General features: G+C 67.7%; 22 protein-coding genes, 1 pseudogene and 1 riboswitch. Of the genes and pseudogenes, 14 read left to right on the top strand and 9 right to left on the bottom strand.

Annotation, left to right across the window (positions count from 1 at the left end; genetic code table 11):
- From IHQ52_RS11810 to IHQ52_RS11800, 3 genes are read left to right on the top strand one after another with little or no spacing between them, the layout of a single operon-like run.
- Positions 1-516, top strand: a complete 516-nt coding sequence (locus tag IHQ52_RS11810) for a (2Fe-2S)-binding protein (protein ID WP_006434560.1) — start codon at positions 1-3, stop codon at positions 514-516.
- Entirely contained in the window at positions 513-1,511 is a 999-nt protein-coding gene (locus IHQ52_RS11805) for an FAD binding domain-containing protein (RefSeq protein WP_006434559.1), read from the top strand. Before IHQ52_RS11810 ends, IHQ52_RS11805 begins: the two co-directional genes overlap by 4 nt.
- Entirely contained in the window at positions 1,508-3,613 is a 2,106-nt protein-coding gene (locus tag IHQ52_RS11800) for a xanthine dehydrogenase family protein molybdopterin-binding subunit (protein ID WP_096273795.1), read from the top strand. The genes IHQ52_RS11805 and IHQ52_RS11800 overlap by 4 nt, the downstream gene beginning before the upstream one ends.
- Positions 3,614-3,620: 7 nt before the next feature.
- Here the strand turns inward: IHQ52_RS11800 and IHQ52_RS11795 are convergent, their stop codons facing one another.
- Positions 3,621-4,358 carry a hypothetical protein gene (locus IHQ52_RS11795; protein WP_096273793.1) on the bottom strand — a complete coding sequence of 246 codons (738 nt, stop codon included), beginning with the start codon at positions 4,356-4,358 and terminating at the stop codon, positions 3,621-3,623.
- Between the two features lie 202 nt (positions 4,359-4,560).
- Entirely contained in the window at positions 4,561-5,148 is a 588-nt protein-coding gene (locus IHQ52_RS11790; RefSeq protein ID WP_394854772.1) for a nucleotidyltransferase family protein, read from the bottom strand.
- Positions 5,149-5,204: 56 nt separating this feature from the next.
- Here IHQ52_RS11790 and uraD point away from each other — a divergent pair, with 56 nt between their 5' ends.
- The 3 genes and pseudogenes from uraD to IHQ52_RS11775 all read left to right on the top strand — a co-directional run bounded on the left by uraD (position 5,205) and on the right by IHQ52_RS11775 (position 6,692).
- The gene (gene uraD / locus IHQ52_RS11785) at positions 5,205-5,750 is read left to right on the top strand and encodes a 2-oxo-4-hydroxy-4-carboxy-5-ureidoimidazoline decarboxylase (protein WP_096273791.1); all 546 of its coding nucleotides are present in this window, start codon (positions 5,205-5,207) and stop codon (positions 5,748-5,750) included.
- The gene (gene uraH / locus IHQ52_RS11780; RefSeq protein WP_006434554.1) at positions 5,747-6,073 is read left to right on the top strand and encodes a hydroxyisourate hydrolase; all 327 of its coding nucleotides are present in this window, start codon (positions 5,747-5,749) and stop codon (positions 6,071-6,073) included. The genes uraD and uraH overlap by 4 nt, the downstream gene beginning before the upstream one ends.
- Positions 6,073-6,692 (top strand): annotated as a pseudogene (locus IHQ52_RS11775) (nucleoside/nucleotide kinase family protein). Before uraH ends, IHQ52_RS11775 begins: the two are co-directional and overlap by 1 nt.
- A 91-nt stretch (positions 6,693-6,783) precedes the next feature.
- Here IHQ52_RS11775 and IHQ52_RS11770 read toward each other — a convergent pair.
- On the bottom strand, positions 6,784-10,173 hold the full coding sequence (locus IHQ52_RS11770) for a pyruvate carboxylase (protein WP_006434552.1): 3,390 nt from the start codon (positions 10,171-10,173) through the stop codon (positions 6,784-6,786).
- A 466-nt stretch (positions 10,174-10,639) separates the two neighbouring features.
- Between IHQ52_RS11770 and IHQ52_RS11765 the strand changes: the two genes are divergently transcribed.
- From IHQ52_RS11765 to IHQ52_RS11730, 8 genes are all read left to right on the top strand, one after another.
- Entirely contained in the window at positions 10,640-11,416 is a 777-nt protein-coding gene (locus IHQ52_RS11765) for an SGNH/GDSL hydrolase family protein (RefSeq protein ID WP_096273789.1), read from the top strand.
- A 118-nt stretch (positions 11,417-11,534) separates the two neighbouring features.
- Positions 11,535-13,064 (top strand): MFS transporter, encoded by a 1,530-nt coding sequence (locus IHQ52_RS11760; protein WP_096273787.1) that lies wholly within the window; start codon positions 11,535-11,537, stop codon positions 13,062-13,064.
- An 83-nt stretch (positions 13,065-13,147) separates the two neighbouring features.
- Positions 13,148-13,384 (top strand): hypothetical protein, encoded by a 237-nt coding sequence (locus IHQ52_RS11755; RefSeq protein ID WP_096273785.1) that lies wholly within the window; start codon positions 13,148-13,150, stop codon positions 13,382-13,384.
- Positions 13,384-14,196 (top strand): FAD binding domain-containing protein, encoded by an 813-nt coding sequence (locus tag IHQ52_RS11750; protein ID WP_096273784.1) that lies wholly within the window; start codon positions 13,384-13,386, stop codon positions 14,194-14,196. Before IHQ52_RS11755 ends, IHQ52_RS11750 begins: the two co-directional genes overlap by 1 nt.
- 4 nt (positions 14,197-14,200) lie before the next feature.
- Positions 14,201-16,969: a molybdopterin-dependent oxidoreductase gene (locus tag IHQ52_RS11745; RefSeq protein ID WP_096273782.1), complete on the top strand. Its 2,769-nt coding sequence runs from the start codon at positions 14,201-14,203 to the stop codon at positions 16,967-16,969.
- Positions 16,970-17,155: 186 nt separating this feature from the next.
- Positions 17,156-17,584, top strand: coding sequence for a DUF7144 family membrane protein (locus tag IHQ52_RS11740; protein ID WP_006434546.1), 429 nt, complete (start codon positions 17,156-17,158; stop codon positions 17,582-17,584).
- 21 nt (positions 17,585-17,605) lie between these two features.
- Entirely contained in the window at positions 17,606-19,000 is a 1,395-nt protein-coding gene (locus tag IHQ52_RS11735; RefSeq protein ID WP_006434545.1) for a hypothetical protein, read from the top strand.
- The gene (locus tag IHQ52_RS11730; RefSeq protein ID WP_006434544.1) at positions 18,997-20,334 is read left to right on the top strand and encodes a diacylglycerol/lipid kinase family protein; all 1,338 of its coding nucleotides are present in this window, start codon (positions 18,997-18,999) and stop codon (positions 20,332-20,334) included. Before IHQ52_RS11735 ends, IHQ52_RS11730 begins: the two co-directional genes overlap by 4 nt.
- Here the strand turns inward: IHQ52_RS11730 and IHQ52_RS11725 are convergent.
- The 6 genes from IHQ52_RS11725 to IHQ52_RS11700 all read right to left on the bottom strand — a co-directional run bounded on the left by IHQ52_RS11725 (position 20,296) and on the right by IHQ52_RS11700 (position 26,016).
- Positions 20,296-22,020 carry a SulP family inorganic anion transporter gene (locus IHQ52_RS11725; protein WP_096273780.1) on the bottom strand — a complete coding sequence of 575 codons (1,725 nt, stop codon included), beginning with the start codon at positions 22,018-22,020 and terminating at the stop codon, positions 20,296-20,298. The two genes, IHQ52_RS11730 and IHQ52_RS11725, sit on opposite strands and share 39 nt — an antisense overlap.
- Positions 22,021-22,086: 66 nt before the next feature.
- Positions 22,087-22,821 carry a polyphosphate kinase 2 family protein gene (locus IHQ52_RS11720; protein ID WP_096273778.1) on the bottom strand — a complete coding sequence of 245 codons (735 nt, stop codon included), beginning with the start codon at positions 22,819-22,821 and terminating at the stop codon, positions 22,087-22,089.
- 250 nt (positions 22,822-23,071) lie between these two features.
- Complete coding sequence (locus IHQ52_RS11715) at positions 23,072-24,298, bottom strand: acyl-CoA dehydrogenase family protein (RefSeq protein WP_096274938.1); 1,227 nt, start codon at positions 24,296-24,298, stop codon at positions 23,072-23,074.
- Positions 24,299-24,410: 112 nt separating this feature from the next.
- Entirely contained in the window at positions 24,411-24,896 is a 486-nt protein-coding gene (locus IHQ52_RS11710) for a histidine phosphatase family protein (protein ID WP_006434540.1), read from the bottom strand.
- A gap of 18 nt (positions 24,897-24,914) precedes the next feature.
- Positions 24,915-25,748, bottom strand: coding sequence for a CbtA family protein (locus IHQ52_RS11705; protein WP_006434539.1), 834 nt, complete (start codon positions 25,746-25,748; stop codon positions 24,915-24,917).
- Between the two features lie 34 nt (positions 25,749-25,782).
- Complete coding sequence (locus IHQ52_RS11700) at positions 25,783-26,016, bottom strand: CbtB domain-containing protein (RefSeq protein ID WP_006434538.1); 234 nt, start codon at positions 26,014-26,016, stop codon at positions 25,783-25,785.
- Between the two features lie 37 nt (positions 26,017-26,053).
- Positions 26,054-26,232, bottom strand: a riboswitch (cobalamin riboswitch).
- Between the last annotated feature and the right edge of the window lie 8 nt (positions 26,233-26,240).

The raw sequence follows: 26,240 nt of genomic DNA, 5'->3' as shown, positions 1-26,240 counted from the left end.
GTGGAAGCCAGGGTTTCTCTGTCGGTCAACGGTGTGGCCCGCGATGTCGTGGTGGACACGCGCACCACTCTCCTGGACGGCCTCCGGGATCGACTGGGCGTCTTCTCGCCCAAGAAGGGATGTGATCACGGCCAGTGCGGCTCGTGCACCGTCCTCGTCGATGGTCGCCGCATCATCAGTTGCCTGTCCTTCGCCGTCAGCTACGAGGGCACCGAGATCGTGACCGCCGAAGGACTCGCCGACGCCGACGAACTCCACCCCCTCCAGCAGGCGTTCATCGATCAGGACGCCTTCCAGTGCGGGTACTGCACGCCGGGCCAGGTCTGTTCGGCGGCCGGCATGCTCGACGAGGCCAAGAACGGGCACCCGAGTCACGCCACCGACGACCTCGACCCCGACACCTCGGACGAACCCCTCAGCGACGACGAGATCCGGGAACGGATGAGCGGCAACCTGTGTCGCTGCGCGGCCTATCCCAACATCGTCGCGGCGATCCGGCAGGCGGCGGGACGATGATCCCCTTCACCTACGAACGCGCCGACGACGTGGCCGGCGCGGTCGACTTCCTCCGCGACCATCCCGGCGCGAAGCTGCTCGCGGGCGGCACGAACCTCGTCGACCACATGAAGCTGGGCGTAGCCAACCCGCCTGCGCTGGTGGACATCTCACGACTTCCTCTGGACCAGATCGACGAAAACCCGGATGGTTCACTGCGTCTCGGCGCGACGGCGCGCAACGCCGACACCGCCGCCCATCCCCTGGTCCGCCGTCGCTACCCCATGCTTGCACGCGCCCTGCTCTCGGGCGCATCCCCTCAGCTGCGCAACCTGGCGACCAACGCCGGAAACCTGCTGCAGCGGACACGATGCGTCTACTTCCAGGACGTCACGACCCCGTGCAACAAACGCACACCCGGCAGCGGGTGCTCGGCGATCGGCGGCTACACGCGCTATCACGCCGTGCTCGGTGCGCCCGACACCGATGCCCAGGCAACCTGCGTGGCCACCCACCCGTCGGACCTGGCCGTGGCGCTCACCGCCCTGGACGCACGTGTCGTGGTGCAGGGCCCGGACGGTGAACGCGACTTCGACGTGCGTGCGCTGTACCGGCTACCCGGTGAACATCCCGACCGCGACACGGTTCTCGAGCCCCACGACGTGATCGTCGCGATCGACGTGCCCGCCCCGACCCCCGGATCGACGTCGACCTATCGCAAGGTCCGCGACCGTGCATCGTATGCGTTCGCGCTGGTCTCCGTCGGCGCCGAGATCAGTCTGAACGATGGGACGATCGCGGAGGCGCGGGTCGCATTCGGCGGCGTCGCCCACAAGCCGTGGCGCGCCGAACGGGCCGAGGCCGTGCTCCGCGGACAGCAACCCTCGCGCGAACTGTTCGCCGAAGCCGCCGACGCCGAACTCGCCGCCGCCCGGCCGCTCGACGGAAACGAATTCAAGATCCCCCTCGTCCGACGCACCCTGACCGCCGTTCTCGAGGAGCTGACCACCCGATGAGCGTCGTCGGATCGTCTCCAGCCCCCATCGGCCACGCCCGGATCGACGGCGTCGAAAAAGTCCGCGGCACAGCTCCGTACGCCTACGAACACGTCACCGACGCGGTGTACCTGTGGCCGGTCACCGCGACCGTCGCCCGGGGCCGGGTCACCTCGATGGACACCGCCGCAGCCGAGTCGACCGACGGCGTCGTCACGGTCCTCACCGTCGACGACGCGCCGCGTCTCGCCGACACCTCCGACGGCGATCTCACGATCCTGCAGTCCCCGGAGGTCTCCTACCGCGGCCAGCTCATCGGCGCGGTGATCGCGGAGTCACCCGAAATCGCCCGGGAGGCAGCCGCATCCGTGACGGTCTCCTACGACGAGGCTCCCCACGACACCGCGTTCCGCGTCGACCACCCCAATCGCTACCGGCCCCAGAAGGTCAACGGCGGATTCGAAACCACCTCCGAGACAGGAGAACCCGACCGAATTCTGGCGGATCCGCCGGAGGGCGCCGTCGTGGTCGACGAGTGGTATTCGACGCCAGAAGAGCACAACAATCCGATGGAGCCACACACCGTGGTCGCATTGTGGGCGCCCGACGAGGAGCTCCTCACCCTGTACGACTCGACGCAGTCGACGCAGGGCGTGGTCTCCGCGTTGGCTCCCGTCCTTGGACTCGAACCCGCACAGATGCGGGTGATCGCTCCGCATGTCGGGGGCGGGTTCGGGTCCAAGGGTTCACCCCACTCGCACGACGTGCTGGCCGCCATGGCCGCGATGCGAGTGCCCGGCCGTGCCGTGAAGTTCGCGGTCACCCGACAGCACATGTTCGCCTACGTCGGCCACCGTGCGCCCACGCGATCCCGACTCCGCATCGCCGCGGACGCCGACGGCAACATCACCGCGCTGATCCACGAGGCGCACACCCACAGCGCACATGCCAAGGAGTTCGCCGAGCAGGCCGCCGTCTCGTCGCGGATGATGTACACCGCGCCGCACCGGCGCACCGATCACCACGTCGTACCACTCGACGTCCCGCCGCCGTTCTGGATGCGTGCGCCGGGCGAGGCACCGGGGATGTATGCCGGCGAGGTGGCGATGGACGAACTCGCCCATGCCGTGGGGATCGACCCGATCGAGCTGCGTATCCGCAACGAACCCGCCGACGATCCCGAGACCGGGAAGCCGTGGTCGTCGCGACAGCTCGTCGAATGTCTCCGCGAGGGCGCCGAGCGATTCGGCTGGGACCGCCGTCGTCCAGAACCCGGGACACACCGGGACGGCCGGCATCTCGTCGGATTCGGTGTCGCCTCCTCGACGTACCCGCACATGGTGAACCCGGGCAACGAAGCCTCGATCTCGTACCGGGGCACCCGGTATTCGGTGAGCATCGCGGCCACCGACATCGGGACCGGCGCCTGGACCGCGCTGACGCTCATCGCCGCCGATGCGTTGGGAGTCGAGCCGGACCGCATCGACCTCCAGATCGGTGACAGCGCCCTGCCGAGCGCCACCGTCGCGGGCGGCTCGTCGGGCACCTCGTCGTGGGGTTCGGCGATAGTCACCGCGGCACAACGCTTCCGGACACGTTTCGGCGACGATCCCGCGGACGGCGCCGAGGTCAGCGCGAAGACCGACGAGAACCCCGATCTGGAGAAATTCACCATCGCCTCGTTCGGCGCCCACTTCGTCGAGGTCCACGTCGATGTCGACACCAGCGAGATCCGCATCCCCCGCATGCTCGGTGTGTTCTCGATAGGACGCGCCATCAACCCGCGGACCGTGCGATCACAGCTCATCGGCGGCATGACCTTCGGCATCTCGATGGCGCTGTACGAGGAGAGCGTCCGGGACCCGCGCTTCGGTCACGTCGTCACCCAGGACCTCGCCGAGTACCACGTCCCCGTGCACGCGGACATCGCCGACGTCGACGCCATCTGGCTCGACGATCCCGACGAACACGCGACGCCGATGGGTTCCCGTGGTGCCGGTGAGATCGGCATCGTCGGCAGCGCCGCAGCAATCGTCAACGCCGTCTACAACGCCACGGGTGTGCGCGTCCGAGACCTGCCCGTCCACCTCGACGACCTGCTCGAGCGACTGCCGGACAGCTGAGCGGGCCTCAGCCGACGCCCGGGTAGGCAGACCAGCCCGGGACCGCCGGTGACGCCAGCCACGGGTCGTCGCCCTGCGTTGGCAGCCAGTGCGGCATCCCCGCCTGTCGCGTTGCCGCACAGACCTTCTGGTCGGCGGTCGGCGTGGGATACAGCGCGGAGAAGTCGTATCGCGAGGTGTACCAGCCACCGAAGACGTTCACCTCCGGTGTCCGTTGACCACCACGCGGGGCAGCCGGTGGCCGGTCGCCGGTGCGCCGGATGTCGATCTCGACGGGCCGGGACGTGTCGTATCCGATCGCCCAACTCCGGTCGGGTCCGGACCCGTCACGCTCGACCGAGTGATATCCCTGTCGGCACAGCACGATTCGCGTCCAGTCGGCGTCGTCGGTGCGCCGTATGCCCGTATAGAACGCACTGCCCACCTGCCGTCGGGCGTCCGAGACGCCGGATGGGTAGGCCGTCACCATCTGGTCGATGTTCGACGGTGAGGCCTCGGCGAATCCCGGATAGCCCCACTCAACCGAGGCGCCGGCGTTGGCGAGTTCGAAGGACTCGACGTAGGCGCGCACGAAGGTCCCCTCGGCCGACTGTGGGTCGAGCACCGGTGTGGCAGACCAGCGGAAGGTGGTGTCGAAGCCCGGTGGCAGATGGGCGTCCTGGGTGGCGGCGGGCGACGTGGCCTGCGGTTCCGGCGACACCGAGCACGCGGCCACTCCGAGACCCGCGGCCAGCGCGGCGGTCATCGCGACGATTCGACGGTGGTGTCCTCGCGCCACGTGATCACCTTCTTCGCCGGTGATGGTCCTTACGGCCCGGTGTGCACCGGTTCTGGCTGTTCCGATGCGGGCTCTGTCTGCACCCTATGCACCCTCGCTCGCCAGAAGCGGGATCCCCATGCACCGGAACGGCGACGAGAAGGTCTCGAAATGGGCACATCACGCCGGCTCATCCCCTGGTGTCGACGTCCTCACCCGACGCGAGATCCCCGCACTCGACCGCCATCACCTCCCGGCTCCTCAGGTAGGCCTGCGCACCGACGTCGCCGCAGATGACCTCGAGTGCAGGGCCGAGATGATCCGCACCGATGTACACCGGATGGCCCGGCCGGCCGTCGAAAACCGCACGCACCAGACGCTCGCGCCGACCTCCGGATGTCCCGAGGATGCGCCGCACCACGTCGGGTCCGACGTCGGGGGTATCGACCACGGTGAGCAACACCCCGCCCACCCCGGGCCGACGCGACGCCCATCTCAGCGCCGCCGACACCGACGCACCCAAGCCCTCGGCCCAATCGTCGACGACGAGCGCGGTAGAGCCGATCGGCGGCTCGACGACCGCCGCACCCATGGTCACCGCGATGTCCGCGCAACCCCCGGCCCGCAGCGCGTTCGTCGCCGCATCCAGCCAGTCACCGTCGTGGGCGAGAATCTTCGGCATTCCGTACCGGGTACCGGCGCCGGCGGCGAGCACCACACCGAGAACCGCACCTGTCGTGCTCTCCTCCGGCAACGCTGTCACCGTTCCATCTTCCATGTGCCGCCCGGGCCCGCGAACCTGCGGTGCTCGGATCGACCTCCTAGGCTGGACGCGTGCGCCCAGACGATCGCCGCGATGCCGCCGACGAAGGAGACGTCCGCCGCTTCAACGAGCTGAGCGTCGACGCATGCGTCGAACGGTTGCTCGCCTGTTGCAGCTCGCCGACCTGGGCGCGGCGAGTGGAGACGGCCCGCCCCTTCGTCGACGCGCAGACCCTGCTGGAGCGGGCGGATCAGATCCTGACCGAACTGACCGAGACGGACCTCGACGAAGCTCTCGCCGGGCATCCCCGGATCGGCGACCGGCCCGACAACGCCTCGTCGGCGCGGGAACAGTCCGGCGTCGCCGGTGCCGACCCCTCGGTACTCGCCGAACTCGAGGAGTTCAACGCGGCCTACGAGCAGCGGTTCGGGCACGTCTATCTGGTCTTTGCCAACGGCCGCCCGGCGGACGAACTGCTCGGGATCCTCAAGAAGCGCATCGACAACGACGCCGAGACCGAACGACGCGTGATGCGTGCCGAACTGGCGAAGATCAACCGCAGCCGCCTCATCCGTATGCTGGCGACACACGACACCGACGAGGGAGCTTCCGCATGACCGGCCTGTCCACCCATGTACTCGACGCGACGTCGGGGGCCCCGGCAGTCGGCGTCGAGGTGTCTCTGCAGGACGCCTCCGGCACCGAATTGTCCTCGGGACAGACCGATTCGGATGGTCGTATCGGCGAGATCAACCCCGAACCGCTTGTCCCGGGCATCTACCACCTGGTCTTCGACACCGGGAACTGGTTCTCCGACAACGACATCAAGGCGTTCTACCCCGAGATCGACATCTGCTTCGAGGTCGACGACGCCGATCGCCACTACCATGTCCCGGTGCTGCTGAGCCCGTTCGCGTATTCGACGTATCGCGGTAGCTGATGCCCGTTCGAGAGGACATCTCGGCTCTCCTCGACACGGCCGACCGAGTGCTCGTCGGCATCACCGGGCCTCCGGGCGCCGGGAAGACGACGCTCGCACGGACGCTCGTCGACGACTTCTCGTCGACGCCGGGCGCCGACGCCGTCGGGTACGTGCCAATGGACGGCTTCCACCTGTCGAACGCCGTCCTCGATCGACTCTTCCGCCGCGACCGCAAAGGCGCACCCGACACCTTCGACGCCGCGGGATTCGTTGCCGTGCTTCAGCGCATCGCCGACGGCAACGAGACCGTGTACGTACCCGACTTCGACCACACCGTCGGCGAGCCGATCGCGGCGTCGCTCCTCGTGCCCGAGACCGCGCGACTCGTGATCGTCGAGGGCAACTATCTCGGGCTCGACGAACCCGTGTGGGACGGCGTACGGCCCCCCCCCTCCATCGCCTCGTCTACGTCGACGCCGACGTGGAGGTCCGACGCGAGCGGCTGCTGAAACGGCACATCGCCGCCGGGAAGACCGAAGCCCAGGCGCGCGCCTGGATCGAGACCGTCGACGAACCCAACGCGGAACTCATCGCGGGTACGCGGTCCCGGGCCGACGTGGTCATCGACGGGCTCTAAAAGTGCTGCCGCGCACGGGTTCCGTTCCCGCTCACCAAGATCGGGTGAGCGGGAACGGAACCTGTGAGCGAGACCCCGGAGGAAGCCGAGATCAGCTGAGCTCGATGAGCAGATCACCCGGCGAGACCTGGGTGACCGGGCCGACCGCGACCCGAGAGACCTTGCCGCCGACCGGTGCGGTGATGGCAGCTTCCATCTTCATCGCCTCGATGGTGCCGATCGTTGCGCCTGCGGCGACCTCGTCACCCTCGTCGACCGACAGGGACACGACTCCGGCGAACGGCGCCGCGATGTGCTTCGGGTTGGAGCGATCGGCCTTCTCGGCGGCGGCGACGGCGGAGTCGATGCTGTGGTCGCGCACCGCAATCGGGCGAAGCTGACCGTTGAGCACACACATCACCGTGCGCATGCCCTTCTCGTCCGGCTCGCTGATCGCCTCGAGACCGATCATCAACTCCACACCCGGCTCGAGCGAGACGCGATGTTCCTCGCCGTACCGCAGGCCGTAGAAGAACTGATTCGCCGACAACCGCGAGGTGTCGCCGTAGGTCTCGTAGTGCTCCTCGAACTCCTTTGTGGGACCGGGGAACAGCAGGTGGTTGAGCCGGACCTGACGATCGCGGCCGGGCTTGTCCAGGATCGCCTCGTCGTCGGTCGTCAGCGTCGCCATCTCCGGCGCGGGTGCGCGGCCCTGCAGCGCCAGGGTGCGCAACGGCTCCGGCCATCCACCGGGCGGGTCACCGAGTTCGCCACGCAGGAACCCGATCACCGAATCGGGGATGTCGTAGGAACTCGGGTCGGCGGCGAAGTCCGACGCGGTGATCCCGCGACCCACCAGCGCCAGGGCCAGGTCACCGACGACCTTCGACGACGGCGTCACCTTGACCAGACGGCCCAGCATCGAGTCGGCGGCGGCATAGGCCTGCTCGACGGCCTCGAAGCGGTTGCCCAGCCCCAGCGAGATGGCCTGCTGCCGCAGGTTCGACAACTGACCGCCGGGGATCTCGTGCGAGTACACGCGACCGGTCGGAGCCGGCAGACCGGATTCGAACGGCGCGTACACCTTTCGCAGCGCCTCCCAGTACGGCTCGAGATCACAGACCCGGGCCAGGTCCAGACCGCTGTCGCGGTCTGTGTTCGCAGTCGCGGCCACGATCGCCGACAACGGCGGCTGACTGGTGGTGCCGGCCAGCGCCGCACTCGCACCGTCCACCGCGTCCGCGCCGGCCTGCCAGGCCGCCATGTAGGTCGCGAGCTGACCACCCGGGGTGTCGTGGGTGTGCACATGGATCGGCAGGTCGAAGTTCTTGCGCAAGGCCGAGACCAGCGTGGTCGCCGCCGGCGCGCGCAACAGACCGGCCATGTCCTTGATGGCCAGCACATGGGCACCGGCCTCGACGATCTGCTCGGCCAGACGCAGGTAGTAGTCGAGGGTGTAGAGATCCTCCGACGGCGACGACAGGTCGCCCGTGTAGCTCATCGCCACCTCGGCCACCGCGGTCCCCGTCTCGCGGACCGCGTCGATCGCCGGGCGCATCGCATCGATGTTGTTGAGCGCGTCGAAGATCCGGAAGATGTCGATACCCACATCGGTCGCCTCGGAGACGAACGCGGTGGTGACCTTCGTCGGGTACGGCGTGTACCCGACGGTGTTGGCACCCCGCAGGAGCATCTGCAGACAGATGTTCGGGATCGCTTCCCGCAACTGCGCCAGCCGATCCCACGGATCTTCCTTCAGGAAGCGAAGGGCCACGTCGTAGGTTGCGCCGCCCCAGCACTCCACCGACAACAACTCAGGAGTCAGCGCCGCGACATACGGTGCGACGTTGACCAGACCGGTGGTGCGCACGCGCGTCGCCAGCAGCGACTGATGCGCGTCACGGAAGGTCGTGTCGGTGATACCGAGACGCGGATTCTCCCGCAGGTCGCGGGCGAAGCCCTCGGGTCCGAGCTGCAGAAGACGCTGACGCGAACCGTCGGGCGGCGACGCGAGCACCGAGCGCTCGACGGTGGGCAGCTTGTCCCGCGGGTACACCGTCGTCGGACGCTCCCCGTGCGGCTTGTTGACCGTCACGTCGGCCAGGTACGAGATGATCTTGGTGCCGCGGTCCGCCGACGACCGCGAGGTCAGCAATTCCGGGCGCTCGTCGATGAACGATGTCGTGACCCGACCGGCGCGGAAGTCCGGATCGTCGAGCACGGCCTGCAGGAACGGGATGTTGGTCGCCACACCGCGGATGCGGAACTCGGCCACCGCACGCCGCGCACGACGCACCGCGGTCGGGAAATCTCTTCCTCGACAGGTCAACTTGACCAGCATCGAGTCGAAGTGCCCGCTCACCTCGGCGCCCAGGTTGGCGCCACCGTCGAGGCGCACACCCGCGCCACCCGGGCTGCGGTAGGCGGTGATGCGACCCACATCGGGACGGAAGCCGTTGGACGGATCCTCGGTGGTGATGCGGCACTGCAGCGCGGCACCGCGAATGCGGATGGACTCCTGCGACAACCCGAGATCGTCCAGGGACTCCCCCGCCGCGATGCGCAGCTGCGAACTCACCAGGTCGACGTCGGTGATCTCCTCGGTCACGGTGTGCTCGACCTGGATACGCGGGTTCATCTCGATGAACACGTGGCGTCCCTGCTCGTCGAGGAGGAACTCGACGGTGCCCGCACAGGTGTAACCGATGTGGCGGGCGAAGGCCACGGCGTCGGCGCAGATCTTCTCCCGCAGCTCGTCGGAGAGGTTGGGTGCCGGCGCGAGCTCGATGACCTTCTGATGGCGGCGCTGCAGACTGCAGTCGCGCTCGTAGAGGTGGATCACGTTGCCGTGGTTGTCGGCGAGGATCTGCACCTCGATGTGGCGCGGGTTGACCACGGCCTGCTCCAGGAACACCGTGGCGTCACCGAACGCGGATTCCGCCTCGCGCGATGCCGCGGCGATCGACTCGGCCAGGTCGGCACGATCGTCGACACGCCGCATACCGCGACCGCCACCACCGGCGACCGCCTTCACGAACACCGGGAACTGCATGTCCTCGGCAGCGGCGAGCAGCTCGTCGAGATCCGACGACGGCGCCGAGGACGCCAGCACCGGAATGCCCGCGGCCTTCGCCGCGGCCACCGCGGTGGCCTTGTTGCCGGTCATCTCCAGGATGTCGGCGCTGGGTCCGACGAAGGTGATGCCGGCCTCGGCACACGCAGCCGCGAGACCCTGGTTCTCCGACAGGAAGCCGTAGCCGGGATAGATCGCATCGGCGCCACAGCGCACTGCCGCGGACACCACTTCGTCGACCGACAGGTACGCCCGCACCGGATGGCCCGGCAGACCGATCTGATACGACTCGTCGGCCTTCAGGCGATGCACCGAGTTGCGGTCCTCATACGGGAACACCGCGACCGTGCGCGCACCCAGCTCGTAGGCGGCGCGGAACGCACGGATCGCGATCTCACCCCGGTTGGCAACCAGAACCTTCTCGAACATCGGGTGTTCCCTTTTCTCCCGCTGCGACATTTTTATCGAGTTATCTCGGGTCCGTTCACTCGACGGACCTGTGCAGTACATCACGTGATCCTACTCACAACACAACCCACCCCGAGCATCCCGCGACACCTCCCCGACGAGTACCGAAACAGACTGCCGGACAACATAACCGGGAGAGATTGCACGGGGGTTGTGGAATGCTCTCACCGCAGGTTGGCACGGTGAGAGATCACCAGCGCGGAATATGCCCGAAAACCGACCGATCGCTCTGTCGAGAATTGTTGCCGCACAGTATCCGGATTACGAATAAATCGATCCGAATCGCGCAACCCGAGCACTCGCCTCGGTCAGTGACGCACGCCGCAGACTTTGGTTCGGCAGGCCCGGCACAACTAGCGTCGACTCCGGATTCGCCGTCGCCGTTCGTCACCGGCATTCGTCACCGCCGACCAGGAGGGTCAACATCGTGGGCTTCACACGCTTCGTCGCGCTCGGGGATTCCTTCACCGAGGGTGTCGGCGACACGGACCCGGCCCGACCGAACGGCCTGCGCGGCTGGGCCGACCGCGTCGCCGAACAACTCGCCGCCCGTAACGAGGACTTCAGCTACGCGAACCTGGCGATCCGCGGCCGGCTGCTCGACGCCGTGATCGCCGAGCAGCTCGACGCGGCGGTCGCCATGAACCCCGACCTCATCACCCTCTACGCCGGCGGCAACGACATCATGCGGCCGTCGATCGACCTCGACGCGCTGATGGCCCGATACGCCGCCGCTCTCGGCAAGCTGGTCGCCACCGGCGCCACGGTCGTCGTCTTCACCGCCTACGACACGGGCTGGGCCCCGGTCCTCCGCACGCTGCGCGGTCGCATCGCCATCTACAACGAACTGCTCCGCGAGGTCGCCGAGCGGCACGACGTCGTCGTCTTCGACTACCGGCGACTCAAGGGCTACGACGACTACCGGATGTGGGACACCGACCGCCTGCACATGTCGCCTCTGGGCCACACCCGCATGGCCGCCGAGGTTCTGGACCTCCTCGGTGTCGGCCACGACATCACCCCCGTCGAACTCGAGGCCGCGGCCGAGCTGACCCGCCGCGAGCAGCGTCGACAGAACGCCGAATGGGCGCGCACCTTCCTCGGCCCCTGGGTGATGCGGCGGGCGCGCGGCATCTCCTCCGGCGACGGCGTGACGCCCCGCTGGCCCGAACCCGTGTCGGGCGCGGCCCTGATCGCACGCTGAGACCGTTCCCTCCGGACGTCTCGGGCCGGGACGCAAACGTTCTCCCGCGACCGGGCCGGGATAGTCTGACCTTTCGGAGGTGTGAACGACGCATGAATACAACGGGTCGGACGAGCGAGTGACCAGCAGGACCGAGACCAACGGATCGCAGTGCGAAGAAGACCCGCACACCTCGTCGGACATCCGCCCTCCGCTCGACGCCACCGACGGACACGTCCACCCCCGTGCCGCGGTCACGGTGCTCTGCCTGGCAGGCATCGTCGTCGCCCTGATGCAGACGATCATCGTCCCGCTGATCCCCCAACTCCCGACCCTTCTGAACGCCGACGCGTCCAACACCACCTGGGCCATCACCATCACCCTGTTGGTGGGAGCCGTCGCGACCCCGATCGGCGGCCGCATCGGCGACATGTACGGCAAACGGCTCGCGATCCTCGCCAGCCTCGGATTCGTCGCGGTCGGTTCGATCACCTGCGCCCTGTCCACCTCACTGCCGCTCTTCATCCTGGGGCGCGGTCTCCAGGGCCTCGGATTCGGCATCATCGCACTGGGCATCAGCGTCATGCGCGACATCGTCCCGGCCCGCTACCTCGGCTCGGCGGTCGGCACGATGAGCGCCTCGCTCGGGATCGGCGGCGCGCTCGGACTTCCGTTCGCCGCGGCCATCGCCCAGCACGTCAGCTGGCACGCCCTGTTCTGGTCGTGTGGCGCCGCCGCCGCCCTGGCGGCCGTCGGCGTCGTGTTGACGGTCCCCAAGAGCTCCTCCGCATCCGGTGGACGATTCGATCTCCTCGGCGCGCTCGGCCTGGCCGGGGTCCTGGTCTGCCTCCTCCTGCCGCTGTCGAAGGGCGCGGTGTGGGGTTGGGCCGCCCCGCTCACCCTCGGCTGCTTCGGCGGGTTCGTCGTGCTCCTCGGTGTCTGGTCCGCCGTCGAACTGCGACGCCCGAACCCGCTGATCGATCTCCGCATCCTCGGCGAGCGTCCCCTGCTCCTGACCAACCTGGCGTCGATCGCCACCGGTTTCGCCTTCTACGCCATGCAGCTCATCCCGATCCAGCTGCTCATGGCACCCACCAGCAGTCCCAACGGCTTCGGCTACGACATGGTCCACGCGAGTCTGATCCTCGCCCCGAGCGGCCTGGTCATGTTCGCGCTGTCCAACCTCAGCGGTCGCATCAACGCCGCACTCGGCGCGCGGGTGTCACTCGCCCTCGGCGGCGCGGTGATCGGCATCGGATACGTCGTCTTCATCGTCGGACTCGCGGGCCCGTGGGCCCTGACCTGGGTCCACATGCTGGTGATCGCCTGCTGCATCGGCGCCGGACTGGGAATCGCCTACTCGGCGATGCCCGCACTCATCATGCAGTCGGTGAGCATCGAGCAGACCGGTGAGTCGAACGGCGTCAACGCCCTCATGCGCATCATCGGCACCTCGACCGCCTCGGCCGTCGTCGGCATGCTCCTCACCTGGTCGATGATCACGGTCACCGGACCCGATGGCACCGATCCCGACGGAGGTGTGATCTCGGTCCCGGCCAGCGAAGGCTATCTGTGGGCGTCCGGTATCGCGCTGACCGCCTGTGTCGTGGCGTCGGTGGTCGCGATGGCCATCCCGGGGCGGCGCGGACTCACCGAAACCCCCGTGTGACACCGGACCTCGCCGAACCTGACGTCGCCGACGTCGCCGGTCATCGAGATGCGCGGCCGGGCCGATCCACGTAGCGTGACGCCGTGCCCCCTGCGACGCTCATCGAGAACGCCTACGACGCCGAATCTTTCGGCTGCGCCCCACCGGACCACATGGAATCGGCCGGCCGGGTCGGGCCCGGCGCCGAGCGGTGCGTGTGGTCGGCACCGCGTCGTCGAATCGCGTCGATCGAACCCGGCGAGTTCACCGACCTCGTACTGTGGGACCTGACCACCGCGGTCGCGACGCAGCTCCGCCGCCTTCTCGACAAGGCACACTGATGGATCTCACCGCCGTCACCCAGTACCGATTCGCGCGTTCTCGGGGCGACGTGTTCGCGGGCCCCGGCGAACAACTCGTCGCCGGGGGAACCTGGGTCTTCTCCGAACCCCAGCCGGCCACCACCGGTCTCATCGACCTCAGCGAAATGGGTTGGGAATCGGTCGAAGACCTGCCCGACGGCGGTCTCCGCATCGGCGCCACCTGCACCATCGCGGAGCTGGTCGCACTGCCGCCACGCCCCGGCTTCCGTGCCCATCCCCTCTTCGCCCAGTGCGCGAACGCCCTTCTCGCGTCGTTCAAGATCTGGAACATGGCCACGGTCGGCGGCAACATCTGCCGGTCCTTCGCGGCGGCGTCGATGGTGTCACTGGCCGTCGCACTCGACGCCACGGCGCTCATCTGGAATCCCGACGGTGCCGACCGGTGTGTGCCGGTCGCCGAACTGGTGATCGGCAACGGCATCAACCTCCTGGGCCCCGGGGAAGTCCTCCGCGCCGTCGACTTCCCGGCGCACGCACTGGCCGCGGTGACCGGGTTCCGAAAGATCGCCCTCGCCGACCTGGGACGTTCCGGGGCCGTCGTGACCGGCCGCATCGACCCCGACGCCACCACGGTCTTCGGGATCACGGCCGCAACGGAGTGGCCCACGGTTCTGCGGTATCCCCGTCCGCCGACCGCGGACCGGCTGCATCACGACATCACCACCGCCCCCGGCTACTACACCGATCCGCTCGGGTCCGCCGACTGGCGGCGCGGGGTGTCGGCGGTCCTCGCCGAGGAGATCCGCCTCGAGCTCACCGGGACGGGGTAGAACGATGGAGTTCGAGGTCAACGGCGAGACGATCGACGCCGAACCCGCTGCTGGACAGTGCCTCCGGATGCTGCTCCGCGAACACGCCCACTTCGAGGTGAAGAAGGGTTGCGACGCAGGCGATTGCGGTGCGTGTTCGGTACTCGTCGACGGACAACCCGTGCACTCGTGCATCTTTCCCGCACAGCGCGCCGCCGGGAAGTCGGTGACCACGGTCGCCGGCCTCGGCACACCCGACGATCTGCATCCCGTGCAGCAGTCCTTCGTCGACAGCTTCGGCTTCCAATGCGGGTTCTGCACCGCGGGCATGATCGTCACCGCCTCGACGCTCACCCCGGACGACCTCGGTGACCTGCCGCGGCGGATGAAGGGAAACCTCTGCCGCTGCACCGGTTACCGTTCGATCCGGGACGCCATCGGCAACGCCCTGGCGCCTGCCCGTCCCCGTCCGGCGGTCGGCGCCGGCGTGGGCACCTCGGTCAATCCGCCCGCGGCGCGACGCGTGGTGACCGGTACCGAGGCGTACACCTTCGACGTCCCGGTCGACGGCGCACTGCACATCCACGTACTCGGTTCGCCTCACCCACACGCCCGCATCCTCGCGATCGACACCTCCGACGCCTCGGCCCTCCCCGGCGTCGAGGTGATCCTCACCCACGAGAACGTCTCGACGCCAAGGTTTTCCACCGGACGTCATCAGAACCGGCTCGAGGACCCCGACGACACCCTCGTCTTCGATCCCGTCGTTCGCTTCGTCGGACAGCGCGTCGCCGCCGTCGTCGCCTCGACACCGGGGGTCGCCGAGCAGGCCGCGGCGCTGATCCGCGTCACCTACGAGGAACTGCCCGCGGTCTTCGACCCGGAGGATGCACGCACGCCCGGGTCCCCCGTCATCCATCCCGACCGCACCGTCGACGACCGGGTGATGGAGGCCGAACGCAACATCGTCGCCACCTTCCACGAGGGTTTCGGCGGTGACGTCGACGAAGCACTCGCGGCATCGTCGACGACGGTGCACGGGACATGGCGCAACGGTCGGGTCTCCCACGCACAGCTCGAGACCCACGGTTCGATCGCCTGGACCGATGCCACCGGACGTCTGGTGGTCCGCACCAGCACACAGGTCCCGTTTCTCGTACGCGACGAACTCGCCCGGATCCTTGATCTCCCACCCGAGAAGGTCCGCGTGTTCAGCGGCCGCGTGGGCGGCGGATTCGGCGGCAAACAGGAGATGCTCACCGAGGATCTCGCCGCCGTCGCCACACTGCGCACCGGGCGTCCCTGCGTCTACGAGATGACACGCACCGACGAGATGACGCGAACGACCTATCGCCACCCGATGCGGGTGACGGTGGATCTCGGGGCCGACGACAGCGGCCGGCTCACCGCGCTGCGCGTCGACGTGTTGTCGGACACCGGTGCGTATGGCAACCACGCGATCGGCGTGATGTTCCATGCCTGCGCCGAGTCGGTCTCGGTGTACAACTGCCCGGTCAAGAGGATCGACGCCGAGGTCGTCTACACCAACAACCCGCCGTCGGGCGCGTTCCGCGGTTACGGTCTCGGGCAGGTGATCTTCGCCGTCGAGTGCGCGATGGACGAGCTCGCGATCCGCCTCGGCCTCGACCCCTTCGAACTCCGGCGTCGCAATGCCGTGGCCGACGGCGATCCGCTTCTCATCGCACGTCCCGACCCCGAGGTGGACCTGGTCTACGGCAGTTACGGTCTCGACCAATGCCTCGACCTGGCCGAGTCCGCCCTGCGGCGGGGCAACGGTGCCGTCGTCCCGCCCGGACCACGGTGGCGCGTCGGCGAAGGGATGGCGATCTCCGCGATCGCCACCATGGCCCCACGCGGTCATTTCGCGGATGTCACCGTGGCGGTCGACTCCGTCGGCAACTATCACGTCGGTGTCGGGACCTGTGAGTTCGGCAACGGCACCACGACGGTCCACACGCAGATCGTCGCGACCGCGCTGTCGACCGAACCGGGCCGGGTCTCGTTGTGGCACGGGGACACCGACGCTGTCCCACACGACACCGGAGCGTTCGCCTCTGCGGGTACCACCGTGGCCGGGAAGGCCGTGTACGGCGCCTGCCTCGCGCTCCGCGACATTCTCGTGGGGGCTGCGAGCCGACTCACCGGTATCGATCCCGCCCACATCCAAATGCATTCGGACGGCGCCCTTGCCGACGATCGGCTGATCGGGTTCCGACACCTGATCGACGCGGTCGACGACCGTCACCGGGTGCTGCATCCGGACGGTCCGCGCGCCATCGCCGCCGGCGAGGAACGGGGCGAGATGCGTTCCATCGCATTCGATGTGCAGGCCTTCCGGGTGGCGGTGGACACCGAGACCGGCACCGTCGCGATCCTGCAGTCCGTCCACGCGGCCGACGCCGGCACCGTGATGAATCCCGAACAGTGTCGGGGTCAGGTGGAAGGCGGTGTGGCGCAGGGCATCGGCTCTGCCCTCTACGAGGAGATCATGATCGACGACCACGGCGCACCGCTGACCAAGGTGTTCCGCACCTACCGTGTTCCCCAGATGGCCGACGTCCCGTTCACCGAGGTCTACTTCGCCGACACCGCCGACGAACTCGGCCCGTTCGGGGCCAAATCGATGTCGGAGTCACCCTTCAACCCGGTCGCTCCCGCGCTGGCGAACGCCATCCGACGTGCCCTCGACGTCCGCCCGTACGAGACGCCGATGTCACGGGACCGGATCTGGCGGCTCACGCACCCCGAATCCGCCGACAAACGCCGGAGTTAAAGAGCTGGCAAACAGGCATTCAACATCGGATAAACACTTCTTTGATTCCCTAACAAGTTTGGTGCTCAACAGATTTCATTTGGATGGCAATTGGGACCAAAGATCAAACATTTCGGCAGAATTCCTGCGAAATCGCCTCGCCGAGACGCACACTCCTCATAATCCGACAGTCCAGAGGAGGGCACCATGACACATACTGCACCCGTAGACGACGGCGGAACCCTGTCTGCCAAGCAGGGTATCGCCGCAGGGACGTCCATCGGCGCGGCGATCATCCTGATCGTCGTCGGTGTCGTCCAACTCGCACAGGGCATTGCGGCCGTGGCCGAGGACGAGGTCTTCGTCCGCGGAGTCGACTACGTCTACAAGTTCGACTTCACGACCTGGGGCTGGATCCACATCGTGTTGGGCGCCATCGCGATCATCGTCGGCGCCGGACTCATCAGCGGTGCCGGCTGGGCCAGATTCACCGCCATCGTGATCGCCGGCCTCTCCGTCATCGCCAACTTCCTGTGGCTGCCGTACTACCCGTGGTGGTCGGTCCTGATCATCGCGCTCGATGTGGTCGTCATCTGGGCGGTCTCGACCTGGAATCCCCGGGCCGACTACCGCTGATGATCCCGATCGGCGCCCTCGATGAACACGGAAACCCCTGAGGGCGATCAGGATCCGCACGGAGGATCCCCCATCAGCACGTCCGAACGTGCCGAGCTCGAGCAGCTGCGCACCGAGGTGGCCCGGCTGCGCGAACGGGCCGACACGGGCGAACCAGCGTCGGCCGGCACCGCGAAACGGCGGTCCGGCTGGCGCTGGTTCGCAGTGGGGATCCTGTGCGTCCTCGTCGCACTGCTGGCGATCACCTCGGTCACGTCCCGCTTCGTGCGCGGGGAGATCCTCGACACCGACCGCTATCTGACGACGGTCGCACCGCTGGCCTCGGAACCGGCGTTGCAGGCCGAGATCACCGACACGGTCACCGACGAGATCTTCCAGCGGATCGACGTCGAGGCGTTGACGGCGAACGCCCTCAACGCGCTGAGCGATGCGGTTCCCGCCACCGCGAACGCGCCCCGCGTGGATCGTGCGATCGACGGACTCGCACCGGTCCTCGCCGGCCAGGCCCGCACCTTCGTACAGCAGACGGTGTCGTCCCTGGTCGCGAGCGACCAGTTCGAAACGCTCTGGGTGGAGGCGAATCGCAGGGCGCATGACGCTCTCGTCGCCGTGGTGACCGGAGACGTCGGGCCGTCCTCGGTGACCGTCGATGAGTCGGGAACCGTGAGTATCTCACTCGGGACGGTGATCGAGAACGTCAAGAAACGCCTCCTGGACCGCGGGTTCACCTTCGCCGAGAAGATCCCCACGGTCGACAAGCAGTTCGTGCTGTTCCGGTCACCGGAACTGGTCCGCGCGCAAAGCGCGGTCTCCACGCTCGATACCGTCGCCGACGTCCTGCCGTGGCTGGCGATCGCATGTGCCCTGGGCGCCGTCGCGATCGCACCACGAGGTCGACGACTCCGCGCCCTCTCCCTCACCGGCTTGTCGTTGGTGGTGGGCATGCTCATCCTGGCGATCTCGCTGATCGTCGTCCGCGCACTGTATCTCGATGACATACCGGCGGAGGTGTTGTCGCCCGACGCGGCGGCCGTCATCGCCGACACCGTGACCGAACCACTCCGACTCGCGCTGCGAGCCGTTGCCGTGCTGGGACTCGTGATCGCGATCGGCGCCTATCTGATCGGCGGTTCGTCGTCTGCGACCGCGGTGCGGCACGGATTCTCACACGGTCTCGACTCCCTGCAACATCTGCGGAAGGCACGGCCCCCGAATGCGTTCGAGACGACCGCCTACCGTGCGCGCATCGCGCTGCGGGCGACCGTCATCGGCATCGCGGCGGTGCTGCTCATGTTCTGGAACTACCCGACCGGCCTCGTCGTCCTGCTCATCGCGTTCTTCGCACTCGTCGCGTTGCTGGTGATCGAGATCGTGATCCGGCCGGCACGGGCGTGGCAGGACGACGCGACGGCATGAGGCAGGAGCCGGGTACGGCCGTCCAGGAGGCACCGGTCTCTCGTCGATGGTGGGCGCGTGCGGCAGTCGCGGCGGTGATCGTCGCGCTGCTGCTCCCGGTCGCCGTGTCGGGACTGCGGGCACTGGTGTTGCTGCTGCTGGTCTGCATCGCGTGTGCCGTGGTCATCGTCGTGGCGATCTACTGGTTCCTCATCAGCCGCGGCGCGATCCGCGCGCTGGCCGCTGTCGTCGCCGTCATCCAGCTTCCACTGCTGGCAATCTTCTTGATCCGCGAACGCCAGCTCTGGGTCGTGATCGCCTCAGGGGCACTGGTCGTCGTCGCGATCGCCTGCGCCCGACGCGCATTGCGACCGACTCGGGCACAGTCACTCATGCCGGAACATCCGGCGGCGCCGGTGAGCCGTCCCTTCCTGGTGATGAATCCACGGTCAGGCGGCGGCAAGGTCGTCCGCTTCGACCTGCAGCGCCGGGCCGAGGAACTCGGCGCCGAGGTCGCCATGCTGAGCGGGCCGGAACAAGTCGACGTCACCGAACTGGCCAGGGATGCGGTGAGACGAGGAGCCGACCTCCTCGGGGTGGCAGGCGGTGACGGCACGCAGGCCCTGGTGGCCGCCGTGGCCGCCGAACATCAGGTGCCGTTCCTCGTGATCAGCGCCGGCACCCGAAATCACTTCGCGCTCGACCTCGGGCTGGACCGGCGCGATCCCACCCGATGTCTGGACGCACTTCACGACGGAATCGAGTTGCACGTCGACCTCGGCTGGATCAATGGGCGCCCGTTCGTCAACAACGCGTCATTCGGCGTCTATGCGGAGGTCGTGCAGAGTCCGCAGTACCGCGACGACAAGACCGGAACGGTCCTGCGGATGCTGCCGGACCTGCTCGGCGCGGACTCCGGGCCGGGCCTGCGAGCCCGGATCGGGGACGACACCGTGACCGGGCCACAGGCGATCCTGGTGAGCAACGGTCCCTACGCCACCAATGACCTGGCGGGGCTGGGACGCCGAACGCGCATCGACTCCGGACTACTCGGCGTGGTCACCGTCTCGGTCGCCGACACCCGCCATGCCGTGGGCCTGCTCCGGCGCGGCCACGAACAAGGCCTCGTACAGCGCACGGCGACGCAGGTCGTCGTCGACGCCGACGCCGCCGAGATCCCGGTCGGCATCGACGGCGAGTCGGTGCGACTCCGGACTCCGGTGCGCTGCACCATCGCCCCGGGTGCGTTGCGTGTCCGTGTACCTCGCGAGCGTCCCGAGATCCGCGTCGCACCGCCCCAACTCGACTGGGTCCGGTTACGGGATCTGCTCCGGCCGCGGCTCAGCGGTGGCTGAACCACGGTTCCGGTACGCCTCGACAGCCGACTCGACCGTGGGATAGAACCGCGATTCGTCGAACCGGTCATCGATTTCGAACCGGATGAGCTTGTCCTTGACCGGCCCCTTGAGCTCCGCGAACACCAGACGGATCGATGACGACTCGAGCGAGCGGTCGAGATCGACGAGTTCATCTGCGGCGGTCGTGTCGAGACCGGTGATCGGTTCGGCGGCGACGATGACCCAGGCGACAGGTGACCCGTGGCGCGCCAACGTTTCCCGAACGTGTGAGGCGAAGATCTTGCCGTTGGCGAAGAACAGCGGCGCGTCGAAACGGACCAGCACGAGCCCGGGAATCCGGTGGCCCTCCGGATGCCGATCGACGTCGTGAAAGCCGGTGTCCCGCAACTCCACCAGTTCTGTTCGGTACGGCTGCCAGGCGCGCGCCACCACCGCGACGAACGACAGTCCGATCGCGACCAGGATGCCCTGGAGAACACCCACGAGCGCAACGCCCACGAATGCCGCCGCGGCCAAGCCGAACTCGATCTTGCTCAACTTCCACACCCGGACCATTCCAGATATGTCGATCAGCGCGGTCGCCGCGACGATGACGACTGCCGCCAGCGTCGCGTCGGGCAGATAGGCGGTCACGCCGGGAGCCACCAGGACGAACACCAGTACCGCGACCGCTCCCACGACGCCCGCGAGCTGGGTGTGCGCGCCGGCCTGTTCGGCGACCGGCGTACGGGAACCGCTCGCCGAGATGGGGAATCCGCCGAAGAGTCCACTGGCGATGTTGGCCGTGCCGATCGCCTTCATCTCCGTGCTGCCGTCGACATCCTCGCCGCGCCGGGCGGCGAAGGTCCGCGACAGCACTCCGGAGTCGGCGAAAGCGATCAGCGCGATCCCCGCGGCGGGTCCGACGAGGGACAGCACGTCGTCCCAGTCGATGCCGCCGTACTGCGGCAGCGGCAGTCCCGCCGGCAGCGCGCCGACCATCCCGATGTCGTCGTCGAGTCCGAACAGGGCGGTCACCACGATCGAACCCACCACGGCGACAAGAACCCCCGGTATCCGCGGGAGCCAGCGTCGGAAGACCACGATGACCACGAGACAGGCGATCCCCATCGCGGCGGCGACCGTGTCGACGTCACCGGCGACCACGGAGGTGACGATCTCACCGATCTCCTGGAACAACCCCGAGGCGTCGACCGAGAAGCCGAGCAGTTTCGGCAACTGTCCCACGACGACGATGAGCGCTATCGCGTTCAGATAGCCGAGTCGCAGCGGCTTGGACAGGAGTTCGGTGACGAATCCGAGCCGAAGAAAGCCGCCCAGGAGGAGAATTGCGCCGACGAGCACGGCGAGGATCCCGGCGAGTGCGAGAGCGTCCTCCGGGTCACCGACCGCGGCCAGTGGCAGGACCGCCGCGGCGATCAGCGGCGCGAGCGACGAATCCGGTCCGAGCACAAGGATCTTCGACGGGCCGACCGCGGCATACGCGAGCAGCGGCACGATCGTCGCCCACAGGCCCGCATAAGCCGGCAGCCCGGCGGCTTCGGCGTAGCCCATCCCGGCGGGGATGAGCAGCGCGGTGAGCACCAGCCCGGCGGCGACGTCGGTACGAAGCCACTCGCGCTTGTATCCCCGGGCCGTCGCGAGACCTGGAAGGCGCCAGAGCGCCGACCTGCCGACGCTCATGCGCGCGCTCGCCGCAGTGCGACCGCGTCCAGGCAACGCCGCACCGCGGGTTGGTCGGCGGTCACCTCACCGCTCCTGGTAGGGCGTGGGGATCCAATGCAGCGCCTGGTCGGTATGTCGATACCCATGCGGCTTCTGCCGCTTCGGCAACGTGACGTCGGGAAGTTCGAGCGGGTCGTAGGGCACCTGACCGAGCAGATGGCTGATCACGTTGAGCCGTCCGCGCTTCTTGTCGTCGTTGGACACGACGTACCAAGGCGCCCAGCCGGTGTCGGTGTAACGGAACATCTCGTCGCGCGCCCGGGAGAAGTCGTACCAGCGGCTGTAGGACTCGAGGTCGGCCTTCGACAGCTTCCAGATCTTGCGCGGATCGTCGATGCGGCTCTGGAGGCGCAGCGTCTGCTGTTCCTGACTGACCTCGAGCCAGTACTTCAGGAGGATGATCCCGGAGTCGACCATCGCCCGCTCGACGGTCGGCGTCTGTTCCAGGAACTGACGCGCCTGCTCCTCGGTGCAGTACCCGAGGACACGTTCGATTCCGGCACGGTTGTACCAGCTCCGGTCGAAGATCGCGGTGTCCCGGCCTTCGAAGACCACGCAGACCTTGGCACCCGACGACCGGACCCATTCCTGCATCGCCACCAGTTCGGCATGCAGCGGTTTGAGGGCTTTCCGGTACGCCTTGTCGGACATCGGGTGGGCAGCGGTCCCGCCCGGCCGACCGCAGCCCGGTTGATCGGCCGCGGCCACGCCCGAAAGACCACTGCCGGAATTCTTCCCGCGATGCTTCTTGCCACCCATCGTTCACCTCACAGTCGCCCGACGTCCTGGGCAGCGGATGCGGCGTCCTCGACCACTCGAAGACCTCACATTGCCACACCTCTCCTGAGGGGGCATCGACGAATCACGTCGTATTGTCGACGGCCACGACTCATCTCACGCGCGATGACGCCGAAAAGGGCTCAGATCGATGCCTTCTCGCCACAAACAACGACGAGCGACGGCCCCGGCAGGCGTCTGCCGGGGCCGTCGCTCGGTGCGGTTCGCCGGGTCAGCCGCGCAGCAGCCCCTTGGCGACATGGGTCACCTGGATCTCGTTGCTGCCGGCGTAGATCATGAGCGACTTCGCATCTCGCGCGAGCTGCTCGACCCGGTACTCGGCCATGTACCCGTTGCCGCCGAACAGCTGAACGGCCTCCATCGCCACGTCGGTGGCGGCCTTCGACGAGTAGAGCTTCATCGCCGACGCCTCCGACAGACTCAGCGGCTTACCCGCCTTGCCCCGCTTGATCGCGCTGAAGAGCATGTTCTGCACGTTGATCCGGGCGATCTCCATCTCGGCGAGCTTGAGCTGGATGAGCTGGAACTGGGCGATCTCCTGACCCCACAGCTTGCGCGTCTTGGCGTAGTCGATCGACAGTCGCTGCGCCTCGTTGATGATGCCCAGCGACAGTGCGGCGATGCCGACACGTTCGGCGGTGAAGCCGGCCTTCGCACCTTCGGAACCACGGGAATCTCCCCCGGTGTCCTCCGTCTCGCCGAGCAGACGGTCCTTGCCGACCCGGACGTTGTCGAAGAACAGCTCACCGGTCGGCGAGCTCATCATGCCCATCTTCTTGAACGGCTTGCCCTGGGTGAGCCCCGGCATCCCCTTGTCGAGGACGAAGGACAGCACCTTGCGGTCACGCATGGGCGTTCCGCTGCCGTCGTCGAGCTTTGCGAACACGACGATGGTGTCGGCGTACGGGCCGTTGGTGATGAACGTCTTCTGCCCGTTCAGGATGTAGTCGTCACCATCGCGGCGGACGGTCGTCTTCATGCCGCCGAGGGCGTCGGAGCCCGAATCGGGTTCGGTGATCGCCCAGGCGCCGACCTTCTCCATCGTCACCAGCTCGGGCAGCCAGCGCTTCTTCTGCGCGAGCGTGCCCTTGCCGCGGATCGTCGAGGCGGTCAGGCCCATGCTCACACCCAGCGATGCGACGAGACCCAGGCACACACCCGCGAGCTCGATGTTGACCATCATGAACATCGAGCCGCCCATACCGCCGCCATCGCCGGAGGACTTCTTCTTCTCCCCGTTGGCTTCTGCGGCGAGTTCCTTCTCCAGCGCATCCTTGGCCATCGCGTCGACCCCGAATGTCGACAGCAGCTTGCGGGTGATGTCGTACGGGGGCAGCACGCCGGACTCGAGCTCGTCGAGATGTGGCCGGATCTCCTTGTCGATGAACGCGCGCAGGGCGTCCCGCACCATCAGATCTTCTTCGGACCACTCGAACATCGTCACTCTCCCAGACCGGTGCCCGCCGTGGCGAACACGTTTCAGTTTTGCCGACTCAACTGTGTCAGGAGTCACCCAGGATGTCTAGGTACGTTTACGCGAATTCGTTTCCTCAGGGTCTCGACCAGAGGTAGGAGGCCGCCGGACGGACCTCGACCCCGAAGTATCGAGCGGGGTCGTCGCACAGCAGAGCCTGGGCGACGGGCATCGCGACCACGATCGAGGCCGTCGCGGTGTCGTGATGGTCGCGCCAGGCGTGCACCCTGCGCACGAACTCCGCCACGCTCTCGCCGCCGTGGGGCCGGGCCGTCGGGTCGGTGAAGAAGGCCGCGAGATCGCTCGGGGCGATCTCCTCGGGCATCGATCCCGCCCAGGAACCGACGTCGAGTGTCCGGAGCGCGTCGTCGACGTCCGGCCGCCCGCCCAGGAGGCGGGCAGTCTCGCGGGTCGCGGCCTCGGGTCCGCAGAGGGTCACCGGTCCGGCGACCGATGCGGCGAGCGTTTCGATGTCGCGCCGCCCGCGCTCGTCCAGCGGCGCATCACCGCCGAAACGCACAGATCTGTTGGGACCGGTGCGCCCGGCGGTGATGATCTGCATGAGAACGTCCGGGGCCGTTCAGTTCCCGGTGGCGTCGACCGTCCGGGGCGTGGCCGGGTTCTTCGACCGCGCCATCGCGCCGAGAATCAGCGCGAAGGTCACCGTCAGCACCGTCCACAGGATGACCTGGTTGGTGATCGTGTACACGCGGAAGTCGGCGACCACGTCCGCCGGGAATCCCGGGAACACGATCTGACCGGTGCTGTTGCGCACCGGCTCGGGCACCTCGTCGAACGACGGCAGGAACGCGATCGTGATGCCGACGGCTGTCAGATACGCCGCGCCGCCCACGACCGCCGACACCAACCCGCCGATCCGCGGACGCAGCCACAGCGCGAGTACGACGGCCGCGATCGCCAGCACCACCGACGCGATGGTGATGGTCAGGAAGGCGCCGGTCCGATCCCCGATCGTGTCGTCGTCCCCCACGGCCGGCGGATTGGCCGGGTAGGCGAAGAACGGCACGCCGAAGACGGCCACGAAACCGATCGCGCCGGTCACTCCGGCGACCGCGCGGGCATCGGTGGCGGGATACCGGTTGCCGAGGTAGCTCCACAGCACGGTGAAGGCGACCGCGAAGAACGCCCCCATGCACAGCGCGAACACCAGGTTGCCGACGCCGGCGCCCAGGTTCTCCTGCATGGCGCGGGTGAAGACCTCACCGCCGTCGCCGTGGTGGTGCCCACCCGCCTCGGCGGCATGGGCCAGTGTCTCCTCGGCCTCTGAGCGGGCGCTCTCGTAGTCGACGGCCTTCGACACCACCGGTTCGATGTAGAAACGTGCGAAGACGAACGACAGGATGCCGGCGATCAGGCCCGACAGCAGGCCTGCGCCGATGAATCTCTTCTCCATGTGAACTTGTCCCTGCTGATCGGGTCAGACCGACTCAGTGGCAGGGAAAGCCGAGAAAGTGGCGGGCGTCGTGCACGAACTCGTGCACGTGCGTGTCCTCGCCGAAGACGGACACGACACCCTGGTCGTAGCCGAGGAAGTAGTAGGCGAGCCCGGCCAGCAGCACGGTGAGGCTCAGCCAGAGCGCTGCGCCGGCGACCGACAGATTCGGTACCGCCAGAGCGCGCGGTGCGGGTGTGACTGCTTCGGACGTACGGGTAGCCGTCATGTGAGTTGTCCTTTCGCCGATCTCGCGTCGGAGAGCTGTGGATCAGTTGTCGCCGGCACGGCATCCTGACTCACGTCGTCTCTGGGCACCGTCGAATCACTCGACCGCATCCCCCGAGTCGGCTTTCACAGTGGCGCGACCGTTCCGGATTCTCACCGGATTCCCCGTACAGGCGTGAGATGACTGTATACCCCGACCTGTCACACATGTGAGACATAGTGGAG

Source organism: Gordonia amicalis (assembly GCF_022059885.1).
In the GTDB taxonomy this organism is placed as follows: domain Bacteria; phylum Actinomycetota; class Actinomycetes; order Mycobacteriales; family Mycobacteriaceae; genus Gordonia; species Gordonia amicalis.
The sequence above is the reverse complement of the archived record's forward strand: the minus strand, read 5'-3'. Positions and strand labels throughout refer to the sequence as shown.

What these genes read in the sequence shown, in the direction of transcription:
- IHQ52_RS11700 (WP_006434538.1), bottom strand. Translation starts at nt 26,016, where the DNA reads ATGACGGCTACCCGTACGTCCGAAGCAGTCACACCCGCACCGCGCGCT.
- IHQ52_RS11800 (WP_096273795.1), top strand. Translation starts at nt 1,508, where the DNA reads ATGAGCGTCGTCGGATCGTCTCCAGCCCCCATCGGCCACGCCCGGATC.
- IHQ52_RS11750 (WP_096273784.1), top strand. Translation starts at nt 13,384, where the DNA reads ATGGATCTCACCGCCGTCACCCAGTACCGATTCGCGCGTTCTCGGGGC.
- IHQ52_RS11795 (WP_096273793.1), bottom strand. Translation starts at nt 4,358, where the DNA reads ATGACCGCCGCGCTGGCCGCGGGTCTCGGAGTGGCCGCGTGCTCGGTG.
- IHQ52_RS11745 (WP_096273782.1), top strand. Translation starts at nt 14,201, where the DNA reads ATGGAGTTCGAGGTCAACGGCGAGACGATCGACGCCGAACCCGCTGCT.
- IHQ52_RS11715 (WP_096274938.1), bottom strand. Translation starts at nt 24,298, where the DNA reads ATGTTCGAGTGGTCCGAAGAAGATCTGATGGTGCGGGACGCCCTGCGC.
- IHQ52_RS11735 (WP_006434545.1), top strand. Translation starts at nt 17,606, where the DNA reads ATGAACACGGAAACCCCTGAGGGCGATCAGGATCCGCACGGAGGATCC.
- IHQ52_RS11710 (WP_006434540.1), bottom strand. Translation starts at nt 24,896, where the DNA reads ATGCAGATCATCACCGCCGGGCGCACCGGTCCCAACAGATCTGTGCGT.
- IHQ52_RS11705 (WP_006434539.1), bottom strand. Translation starts at nt 25,748, where the DNA reads ATGGAGAAGAGATTCATCGGCGCAGGCCTGCTGTCGGGCCTGATCGCC.
- IHQ52_RS11805 (WP_006434559.1), top strand. Translation starts at nt 513, where the DNA reads ATGATCCCCTTCACCTACGAACGCGCCGACGACGTGGCCGGCGCGGTC.
- uraH (WP_006434554.1), top strand. Translation starts at nt 5,747, where the DNA reads ATGACCGGCCTGTCCACCCATGTACTCGACGCGACGTCGGGGGCCCCG.
- IHQ52_RS11720 (WP_096273778.1), bottom strand. Translation starts at nt 22,821, where the DNA reads ATGGGTGGCAAGAAGCATCGCGGGAAGAATTCCGGCAGTGGTCTTTCG.
- IHQ52_RS11770 (WP_006434552.1), bottom strand. Translation starts at nt 10,173, where the DNA reads ATGTTCGAGAAGGTTCTGGTTGCCAACCGGGGTGAGATCGCGATCCGT.
- IHQ52_RS11725 (WP_096273780.1), bottom strand. Translation starts at nt 22,020, where the DNA reads ATGAGCGTCGGCAGGTCGGCGCTCTGGCGCCTTCCAGGTCTCGCGACG.
- IHQ52_RS11790 (WP_394854772.1), bottom strand. Translation starts at nt 5,148, where the DNA reads ATGGAAGATGGAACGGTGACAGCGTTGCCGGAGGAGAGCACGACAGGT.
- IHQ52_RS11740 (WP_006434546.1), top strand. Translation starts at nt 17,156, where the DNA reads ATGACACATACTGCACCCGTAGACGACGGCGGAACCCTGTCTGCCAAG.
- IHQ52_RS11730 (WP_006434544.1), top strand. Translation starts at nt 18,997, where the DNA reads ATGAGGCAGGAGCCGGGTACGGCCGTCCAGGAGGCACCGGTCTCTCGT.